We start from the raw sequence: 9,639 nt of genomic DNA on the forward strand, positions 1-9,639 counted from the left end.
GGACCAGAGTTCGTCAGGAACCAACCGCTTCGACAGATCAGCACTCACGACCGACATCATGCCGCACGAGCATCACACCACGTGAGACAACCTCTTAGAGCATTCGAACCGAAGCAGCCGCCACGGCCGACCGACCTTTGTCTGCGTGCGCCACCTGGAGCGCGATCCGCTGCCGCTGGGCTGGCAGACACGGTGGGACGTTGCAACGGCTCACCAAGGACATCGGGTGGAGGCCACCCGGGGTAGGTGATCCAGCGGTCAACTCGGTCAACTTCACGGCACTTTGCGAGATCCTGGTGTCGGAGACGCCTCCCGCCTGGTGTGGTGATGGGCGAAGACTGCAGTGGAGAGGACAATCGATGTCGACGGCAGCCAGGGAACCCAACATGGTGCTGGCCGGTTGCCTGGAAGATCTTGGCTGGAGCCCGAAGGTGCTGGCTCGAAAGTTGAACCGCGCCTTCGGAGTGGGGACTGTTGCCGAGTCCGCGCCGTACCACTGGCGTGACGCCGGGCGTGTCCCACGGGCGCCGCTCCCAGCCATGGCTGCCTATGTGCTGTCGCAGGAACTCGGCCGAATTGTGTCAGTGGAGCATTTATGGCAAGGCAAGGCGTCTGACGCACCGATGCTCGCGTCAGCTGTATGCAACTTCCAACATCCATGGGGCTACCAAGAGTTGCGTCAGATTCTGGAGGACTGGGTGCTTGGAGGACTAGTCGATCGCCGACAGTTCCTTGCCATTTCAGGCGCTAGCCTGCTTGCGGCAGTTTCTCAATATCTAGAAGGAGAGTTGAGCCAGGAGAGCCGTCGCTCACACGCGGTAGATCAAGTGTCCATCGATCCGCTCGTTTCTCAGGTCGAACACAATCTGCCCCTTCTACAGATGCTTGATGATGAGCACGGTGGCGCACGACATCTACCTTATGTGGGGGCCCAGTTCCGGTCCGTAGCTCTTCTGATTCGAGACGGCGGACACTCCAAACTCTCGACCGTGTGCCTGATTCGTGCGCTGGCTGAGATTGGGCAGCTTGCTGGATGGATGGCCTTCGATGCAGCTCAACATGGGTTAGCGCAGCGGTACTTCATAACAGCCTTGCGTGCCGCACATCATGTGAACGATCGCTCCCTATGTGCGCATATCCTGGCAGACATGGCTTTCCAAGCGGCCTCCCGGCAGCATCCTGCTGATGCCGTCTCACTTGGTGAGGCTGCATACAGGGCAAGCGAAAGCGGACCCGTCGCGGTTCGCGCCTCAGTCCTCTCTCGCTTGGCACATGCCTATGCATCGTCCGGCGAAGTCTCAGATTTCGAGCGAACCAGTGGTCTTGCAAGAGATCTCCTCGAGCAACGTCGCGACGTCAGCGACGAGCCTCGGTGGATGTACTTCCTCACCTCCAATCACCTTGAGTGCCAAGCAGGGTATTCGCTGATCAACTTGGGGCGTACTACTGCCCCGGCCGGCGGTCGGGCGGCTGGACGGCGGCTCGTGCGGCGTGGAGAGGAGCTCCTGGAAACGGGCGCTCACGCTGTATCGAAGGGAGATCCGAGCCAGCGCAGGGCCCTGTTCGAGGGAGCCTGGCTCGCATTGGGTTACAGCGCCTCCGGCGACCTGGAACGCGCCTGCGAGATCGGGCGGACCGCAGCGGCACGGCTCGAAACGGTGCGCTCCCCCCGCAGCACGGCCCTGCTGCAGCAGCTGGCCGAGGAGATGCGACTGAAGCGTAAGAACGTACACGTCAACAGCTTTCTCCCAGAACTGGAGGAGGCATTGGCCAAACATGCCGGTCCACGCTCTGCTCGACCGGCTACGGTCGGACCATGACCACAGACGAGACGATCGTCGTTGTCGGCGGAGGAGTTTCCGGCCTCACGACGGGCATAGCGTTGCTTGAGGCAGGGTTGCCTGTGCGGTTGTTGGCCGCGGAGATCCCCGCCCGCACCTCACTGGCCGCCGGCGCGATGTGGGGCCCCTACTTGGTAGAGCCATGGCCGAGGGCACGGGGCTGGAGTCTCACGTCCTTGGAAGTCTTCCGTGAGCTGGCCGGAGACCCCCGGACCGGCGTCTGTATGGTCAGCGGGATCGAAGCGGCACGCCACCCAGCATCAGCCCCGGACTGGGGTGAGCTACTTCCGGATCTACGCCGCTGCACGACTGACGAACTGCCCCCCGGCTTTGCGGTCGGCTATCACTTCACCGTTCCGTTGATCGACATGCCTGTCTACCTGTCGTACCTCCAGGGTCGCTTCGCTGATGCGGGCGGCATGGTTGAAGAGCGCATGCTCGCATCGCTCGATGAAGTCGAGCGTGCCGCCGCGCTCGTGAACTGTGCTGGGTTGGGTGCTGGACCATTGGCTGGTGATGACGGCCTTCGCCCGATCAGAGGCCAGCACGTCGTCGTGGAGAACCCTGGCATCAGCGAGTTCTTCTCCGAAGACACAGGGATGTCACCCGACCTCGCCTGCATCTACCCGCACGGCGACACCGTGGTTCTTGGTGGAACTGCCATCGACGGGGACGGGACTCTGGCACCAGACAGCGTCGCTGCTGCCGGAATCCTCGCGCGGTGCGCTGCAATAGATCCGCGCCTGGCCCACGCTCACATCATTGAAGACCGGATAGGTGCTCGACCGACACGGTACGAGGTCCGCCTCGAGCTGGACCACCGGTCGGACGGCCTCCCTCTGGTCCACAACTACGGCCATGGAGGTGCCGGGGTCACGTTGTCCTGGGGATGCGCACGAGAAGTTGCTCAGATCATGAAGGTTGCGCCTCCATCCCGCTCGAAGAGGTAGCACGCCGTCGCCGGTGCATGGCCGCCACCAACTGGTCGAGCGTGACAGGAGCTTCCAACCGCTAGGAACCCCACTGTCCAGCAGTTCCACCTGGCAAGGTCGACGCCTGCGTGATCGCCGCCATGCTGGGCACCCCTGTCGGCGGCGGCTGAATTCACGCGTCGCCGAGACACCCCACCACCGACACACGAGCCGGCGAGTTGCAGCAGGTTTCGAGATGGTCGCTTTGCGCATTCTCGAGGGATTTGTGATGACCTGGAGCTGGTCATGCCGGACCTCTAGATTCGGCCAACATCTCTGCAGACCCTGCATGTTGGCGCATATCGGTGCTGATATCACGGTGGTGATTTTGCCTCGCAGCGATCAAGGATCACGCTGTGTGTCAACCGACAGTTCGAATGGAGGACGTTATGGCCCCTCAGTCGACGACCATCGAATCCGTGAAGGTCGAGTCCGACCGCACTGAAGTGCACAACCTGGCACAGATCATGTCGCGCACGCTCCCCGAGGCCGGCATGGACTGCATGACCAGCCAGCGGGTCGAGGAGGTACTGGCCGTACCTGCGCTGACAGCGCACATCTAAGTACGGGCGCACGTCCCTCTCGAGAGCCAGGGAATGGAGTACACGGTGAATAGCTGGGAAAATGTCACGCTCCTGTTTTCCGCGGGAGCACGGCAACTCAAGCCGGTGGACAAGCTCACGCTCGGAGAACTTCTGCTCGCGAACCGGCTCCCTCCTACGCTGTTCCAGGCGTACGAGGTTCCCGGCGACGGCACCTTGAAAGCCGTACCCATGTCCCTGGCTCTCGACGAGATCCCCGAGGGGCGCAAGGTCATCCTGCAGTGCATACGCAACACGGACATCGACGCGCTGCGGCCCACTGAGATAGAGACGGTGCATCACAGCCAAGAGCCCGTCGCGGCGATGTTCGACTTCCAGTACGCCGACGAATCGAAGAACCCCACGCACCGAGTGCACCTGATCGACGCCGCCGGGATACAGGACATCGTCTTCGGGAAGATCTCAGACTTTCTCACCGAGCAGGGCACCGAACTCCCCTTGGTTGCCGGCATCTCCGGTGGCGGCGACAGCAACACCCTGGTTCAAGGCGTCCATCGCTACGTGACCTCACACGATCTGGACGCCTCCAAGGTCACATGCTTCACCCTCGTCATGTCTCCAATCTGGCCCGACTCCGCAGCCGACAGGGCCCGCGCTCTGTGCTCGGAGGCCGGGTTCGACCACCGTGTCCTCTACCCCAGGGACATGGCTGAACTGCTCGGGATGAACGAGTCCCCTGAGCGTCTGTGGGAAGAGCTCTCCGACCGCTACACCGCTGACCTGGCCCACTTCTTCGGCACCTTCTTCATCAACCTTGCAGGCCGGGCGATCTGCGATCAGGTGGGAGGAAGGAATCTCCTCGTCGGCTACAACCGCGAAGACGTGATGGCGGAGCTGCTGTTCTGCCTCATGAACGGCCGTCGCCCCATGCCCTTCCCGAAACGGAGGACTGGCGGAACCGATGTGCTGATGCCGGTCTGGGACGTTCCGAAGAACATGCTGGACTCGTGCTACCCGCACTTCAGTGAGATCAACTACACCGAGCGCGTGGATTCCTCCGCGGTACGGCGCTCATCGATCTACTACATGTCGCACGCCCTGGACGCGCTCGTCCCGCAAATGTCGACGTCCCTGCTGAAGGGCACAGCCAAGCTGATGGACGAGCTCGGCGGCTGGCAGGAGCTGAGCCCGGTCGAAGGGACGCCGTTGATGCACACGGGGTACGGCGACCCGAAGGAGCAGGCAGAACTCCTCAACCTGCTGCAGCGGTACTTCCCGCAGTGGCATCCGGTGATGGAGCAAGCGCAGTAGGATTTCGGCGGATCCAGACGCCGCAGCACTCCACACCATCAGGAGAACCACCAGCATGGCGCAGGCCGCTCAGGCACCGTCGGGCACCAGGGACTTGTTGGCCGATGAGGTACGCCGCCGCAAGGCAGCGTTCGACACTCTCGCGCAGATTTTCGAAGGATTCGGGTTCGATCCGCTAGAGACGCCCGCTTTCGAGAACCTGGATGTCATCACCGGCAAGTACGGCGAAGAGGCGTCGAAGCTTATCTTCAAAATCCTCAAGCGCGGCGTCCATGAGGCATCAGGACAGGCTGACCTCGCCCTGCGCTACGACCACACCGTGCCGCTAGCCCGTGTCATCGGCACCCACGGAGCGAAGCTGCCCACCCCGTACAAGCGGTATGCCATCGGACCGGTGTGGCGTGCCGATCGCCCACAGGAAGGGCGCTTCCGCGAGTTCGTCCAGTGCGACATCGACACAGTCGGTTCGCTGTCACCGCTCGCTGACGCAGAAGTCGTCCTCGCGCTCGCCCAGGGCCTGGATGCCCTGGGCGTGCACGACTTCACCTTCATGGTGAACTCCCGCAAGGCGCTCTACGCGCTACTCGAGGCGTACGGTATCGATACTTCTGCCGGCCCTGCCGGCCCTGCCGTCCTTGCGACCCTCGACAAACTCGACAAGGTCGACGCTGCTGAAGTCGTCAAGGAACTCACCGCGGCACGCGGCTTGGACCCTGAGGTTGCAGAGGCGCTCGTGGGCGATGTTGCCGCAGAGACGAGCGACCGCGTTCGTGAGCGTCTGAGCACAACAGAGCAGGGTCAGGCAGGACTTACAGAAGTTGACCGACTTATCGAGTTGGCCACCAGTGCGGGACTCGCCCCTGAGCGCATCGTCTACACGCCTCGTATGGTTCGCGGTCTCGACTACTACACCGGCGCTATCTACGAGGTGGTCGCTGCCGGGTACCCGGGCTCCATTGCTGCCGGCGGACGCTACGACCACTTGGTCGCCACGTTGGGTGGCCCAGATACCCCCGCCTGTGGTGGCTCCATCGGCATTGAACGCATTCTTGCCATCCAGGGGTCCGAGAACACCGAGCAGCGGGGTCTCGACGTGGCGCTGACCGTCCTCGGAAACGAGGAGCACCTGATGCGACTGGCTACTGAACTCCGCAGCAAGGGCTTGCGTGTGGGCACGTACCTCGGCTCGTCGACGAAACTCGGCAAGCAACTCAAATGGGCCAATGATCAGAAGGCTCGAATTACGGTTCTTTACGGCGCTGATGAGCAGGCCGCTAGCGAAGTCACTCTGAGGGATATGCAGACCGGCGACCAGAGGCGGGTTCCTCTTGGCACGGCTGCCGCCGACGTCTGCCGAGTTCTAGAACAGTCCTAACTGCCCCCGACGCCTGCCCCCTTCGTGGCAGAGGCAACCCCTGCCCGCGAAGGGGCCGGTGAGGAATACACGTATGCCCACCTCGCGGTCGGCCTCATGAGGGGGGTGTTCCACCGGGGTCCTCAGGCGGTGGTCCACTGCGATGAACGCCAGCCATTCGTGAAGGCCCCCACGTTGAGCAGCCGCACGAAACCGATGACGGTATTCACCTCAGCAGATGCCGTTTTCGCGATGTCGCGGGCATTTGTCACCCTGACTGAACGGTCAGCCTCTCGATGGACGTTCGAAGCTTCGAAATGTCTTCGAGGCTGTCGAGGATGATGTCAGCTCCCGCGGCTGCAAGTTCGTTGCCTGTGGTCTTGCCCGAGGTGACGCCGATGACCGAAACGCCGCCTTCAAGGCCGGTGCGGACGTCCTCGAGGGAGTCTCCGATGATCACGGTGTTGGCATGCGTGAAGACCGTCTCGTATTTGGCCTGCGCACGCTTCTGTGCGATGCCGACGAGCGCGGGCCGGTGGTCGTCGTCGGAGGCGAACCCGCCGATGTCGGCATCGAGGTAGCCGTCGAGGTTGAAGGCCGTGAGCTTCAGCAGGGCGTTCGACCTCAGGTTGCCGGTGACGACCGTCGGCACCCAGTGCTCTTGCTCGTGCACGGCCTGGAGTGCGGCCTCCGCGCCGGGCATGAGAACGCCTTGGCTGCGGAGGTCTCCTGTATGGGCTGCGAGCCGTTTGGGCAGCAGTTCCACCATGCGCGGCAGCAGCTCTGGGACCGTCTCCTCCGGTACGCCGTTGTCCAGGAGCAGGGAGCGGATGGCGAGAGGCATGGTCACGCCGGTGCCGCGAGCCGGCAGACGCACGGCAGGACGGCCTACCACTTCAGCGAACGTCTCGCGGTACACCTGGCGGTCGATGTCGCCTACGTAGAGCAGCGTGCGGTCGATGTCCCAGAGGATGAGCGTCTGCTGCTCTTCGATGCCCTTCAATTCCTTGCTCCTGCTTACTGGCTGCCTCGTTGTTCGCGGGGGCGACGAGACGCGCTGCTGAGCACCGCCTCGTGAGCCTCAACTGTCCCTGGTATCAGGCGTCACCACCGAAGAGTTCGGCGGTGACGTCTAATCACTACCTGCTTGTGCAAGATCGGAGTCGCTCGCCCAATCGGGTCTCGATCGTCAGCGCAAGGGCAGTATGGCGAGGGTGCGCCATCGGTAGGAGCGATCTTCGCGCCTTAGTTCCACCAGCTCGACCTGTCCGATCGGCAGTGTGATGGCGGGTAGGTCACGCAGCGGCTGGATCGCCTCCCGCACCTTGTGCGCGTCCAGGGTGCGGTTGCAGTAGGCAATGCCGATGTGTGGGCGCAGCACGGAGGTCGGCTTCTTCAGCGGCAGTCCGCACTGATCGCCCGTAAGCGAGAGGGCGCTGTGGAGGTTGATGAGTGGGGTCCAGGGGGCGACGCTGTAGCGGATGGCCCCGCGGGAGGCAGCCATCGGGACTGCACTGATGGTGAAGGCATCTGGAAGGCGCGCCGACGCTCGGGCACGGAGCGTGTGAAGCTGGACTTCGCTGACCTCGTTGGCTAGGCCGATCCGCCCCAGGGTCAGATGTAGCCCGTCCTCGTCGATGAGGTCGAAGCCGAGGGAAACGAGCCGTTGCTGGCAGGTTCGCGTCTGCTCGGTAAGGGCGGCGGCATCGGCGAAGGTGAGCATCCAGTAGTAGGCGCGTGTGGACGCATGCCAGCCTGGCCGGTCCCAGTGGTTGTTCATTTGATCGACGGTGTCGAAGGCCGCCCAGTCGTGTGCGGCGATGATGTGGGGGTCGTCAGTGCTGGGCGGAGGGGCGGCGGGAAACGCGGTGGGGCTGGCGGTCAAGAGCACTGGCGGCCCCTCTCGCTCGCGGCTGTCAGTCTGGGCGTGTCATCTTGGCAGATTCGGCCACGGCGCGGGTCAGCGGGGAGGAGCGCCACACGCGGAGGGCTTCCGTGTAGTTGCGTACGGCCGGCAGGTCTCGCCACTGGGTGGCGCGGTCAGCGAGTTCTCCGGCGCGCTGGACCACGGATCGGATCGGTGGCCCACCGCCGGCGTCGAGTACCTGCTGTCCGAGAACCATGGCGTGCTCGACCTCAGGCCGTGCCCCTGTCAGCAGGGCGGTGGCGACATCGAGACGGACCAAGGCTTGGCTCCAGGCGGAGTCGGACTGCGCTACGAGCCCGTCGATCTGCTCGGCGTACTCAATGACTTTGGGGGTGTTGCCGAGCGCAACGTGGGCGGTGGCGGCGTTGGCCAGGGTCCGGGCCAAGCTGTAGGGGGCGAAGGAGATGCACGAGGTGAGCCCGTCTGGCAGTGCATGCTGTCCGCTGAGCTCCTCTGCCCGGGCGAGGGCGCGCTGGGCGCCCGTGGCGTCCCCGAGTTTTCCCAGGGCACGGGCGCTTCCGTTGGCCAGGAGGCGAATGGCTTGGGGGTTATGAGGATTGATGTCTATGCCCGCCTCGGCCCAGGTGAGGGCGTCGGCGAAGCGCCCAGCGTAGTAGGCGCTCAACGATCTAGTGCCCAGGGCCCACATCATCAGATCCTGGTCCTCGATCTCGGCCGCGAGCGCGTGGGCCTCTGTGCAGTACGCTTCCGCCAAGGTCTCGCGTCCGGCGTTCACGGCCATGTAGCCAAGGAGTCCGGAGGCCTGCGCGGCCAGCCGGAATAGGGCTTCATGCTGCCTGGGTGGCTGCTGTCCCTCCAACAACGGTTGTACGTACGTGCGCAGTTCGGTCGTGACCGACACCAGTTGGTGTGGACCTTCTTGTTCATAGCGATCCACGATGTCCGTGATCTGCTGCTCCAGTATGCACAGCGTCGCTGGATCCACATGGGACGAGGTGAGGGTGTTCAGCCGCTTGGCGATCTCGAGCGGGCTTTCCCACTCAGCTTCGACGACCGGAGCGTGTTGAACGCCGGGGCGCGGGAGAGGAGCGAGCTCCGGTGGGACGCCGAGGCCGGTAAGGAACTCGACGATCTTGTCGATGTTGGTGAGGCGTCGGCGCCCCGCTTCGAGCATGGAGAGGAACGCCTGGCTGAGGCCGGTTAGTTGAGCAACGTCTTCCTGACGCAGAGATCCATGCTGGCGGATCAGGCGGGTTGCCTTGCTGAAGTCCCAGGATGCTAGGGCTTGTTGAACATCGGCGTTACGCCACACGCTTTCTGGAACGGAAGGAGCGGGTGGGGTCAGACTGTGCGAGCGAAGGCAAGCCGAGCACAGGGTTCCTGAGTTGTACTGGCTCAGTTGGCAGCTGCACCGTTCGCAGCGTCGCGGCGACTGCGCAAGCACTTCTGCCTCCCCGATTGATCGCGGGCCTGCTGGCCCAACTGCCCCTGCTGAAACCGACATCACTCCAGTGGTATCACCTAAGAAATGTGCGCACCGCGCGTTTTCCCACCACTCTGGTGTCTCCTGCATCGCGTAGCACCGACGAACCATCCGGGAACGGATCTTTCGGGCCCGGCACGCGACGCTCGCGCTGCGGGGTCTTGTCCCCGATGAGTGGACACCTGTTCGTTTCGTTATGCGGCAAATGTCAGGGGAGCTGACTGCTGTTCGTAGGCGATCGGTGCCTGC

General features: G+C 63.5%; 8 protein-coding genes. 5 read left to right on the plus strand and 3 right to left on the minus strand.

Annotated features, from left to right (window positions below; all coding sequences use genetic code 11):
* Positions 1–359: 359 nt before the first annotated feature.
* The 5 genes from ACGFYH_RS36975 (at position 360) to hisS (ending at position 6,040) form a co-directional block, all read left to right on the plus strand.
* Entirely contained in the window at positions 360–1,820 is a 1,461-nt protein-coding gene (locus tag ACGFYH_RS36975) for a carph-isopro domain-containing protein (protein WP_393807557.1), read from the plus strand.
* Positions 1,817–2,791, plus strand: a complete 975-nt coding sequence (locus tag ACGFYH_RS36980; protein ID WP_393807558.1) for an FAD-dependent oxidoreductase — start codon at positions 1,817–1,819, stop codon at positions 2,789–2,791. The genes ACGFYH_RS36975 and ACGFYH_RS36980 overlap by 4 nt, the downstream gene beginning before the upstream one ends.
* 410 nt (positions 2,792–3,201) lie before the next feature.
* Complete coding sequence (locus tag ACGFYH_RS36985) at positions 3,202–3,375, plus strand: hypothetical protein (protein ID WP_387226521.1); 174 nt, start codon at positions 3,202–3,204, stop codon at positions 3,373–3,375.
* Between the two features lie 33 nt (positions 3,376–3,408).
* Positions 3,409–4,665, plus strand: a complete 1,257-nt coding sequence (locus ACGFYH_RS36990) for a hypothetical protein (RefSeq protein WP_393807559.1) — start codon at positions 3,409–3,411, stop codon at positions 4,663–4,665.
* Positions 4,666–4,720: 55 nt separating this feature from the next.
* Complete coding sequence (gene hisS / locus ACGFYH_RS36995) at positions 4,721–6,040, plus strand: histidine--tRNA ligase (protein WP_393807560.1); 1,320 nt, start codon at positions 4,721–4,723, stop codon at positions 6,038–6,040.
* A 247-nt stretch (positions 6,041–6,287) separates the two neighbouring features.
* Here the strand turns inward: hisS and ACGFYH_RS37000 are convergent, their stop codons facing one another.
* The 3 genes from ACGFYH_RS37000 to ACGFYH_RS37010 all read right to left on the minus strand — a co-directional run bounded on the left by ACGFYH_RS37000 (position 6,288) and on the right by ACGFYH_RS37010 (position 9,219).
* On the minus strand, positions 6,288–7,022 hold the full coding sequence (locus ACGFYH_RS37000) for an HAD family hydrolase (protein WP_393807561.1): 735 nt from the start codon (positions 7,020–7,022) through the stop codon (positions 6,288–6,290).
* 186 nt (positions 7,023–7,208) lie between these two features.
* Positions 7,209–7,910, minus strand: coding sequence for a 2'-5' RNA ligase family protein (locus tag ACGFYH_RS37005; protein ID WP_362769423.1), 702 nt, complete (start codon positions 7,908–7,910; stop codon positions 7,209–7,211).
* 25 nt (positions 7,911–7,935) lie between these two features.
* Entirely contained in the window at positions 7,936–9,219 is a 1,284-nt protein-coding gene (locus ACGFYH_RS37010) for a helix-turn-helix domain-containing protein (protein WP_393807562.1), read from the minus strand.
* Positions 9,220–9,639 lie beyond the last annotated feature (420 nt).

Source organism: Streptomyces sp. NPDC048392, assembly GCF_043200575.1.
Classification (GTDB): Bacteria; Actinomycetota; Actinomycetes; order Streptomycetales; family Streptomycetaceae; genus Streptomyces.

Bases quoted from the DNA above. Each gene is read 5' to 3' on its own strand.
- ACGFYH_RS36975 (WP_393807557.1), top strand. From the start codon at position 360: ATGTCGACGGCAGCCAGGGAACCCAACATGGTGCTGGCCGGTTGCCTG.
- ACGFYH_RS36980 (WP_393807558.1), top strand. From the start codon at position 1,817: ATGACCACAGACGAGACGATCGTCGTTGTCGGCGGAGGAGTTTCCGGC.
- ACGFYH_RS36985 (WP_387226521.1), top strand. From the start codon at position 3,202: ATGGCCCCTCAGTCGACGACCATCGAATCCGTGAAGGTCGAGTCCGAC.
- ACGFYH_RS36990 (WP_393807559.1), top strand. From the start codon at position 3,409: ATGGAGTACACGGTGAATAGCTGGGAAAATGTCACGCTCCTGTTTTCC.
- hisS (WP_393807560.1), top strand. From the start codon at position 4,721: ATGGCGCAGGCCGCTCAGGCACCGTCGGGCACCAGGGACTTGTTGGCC.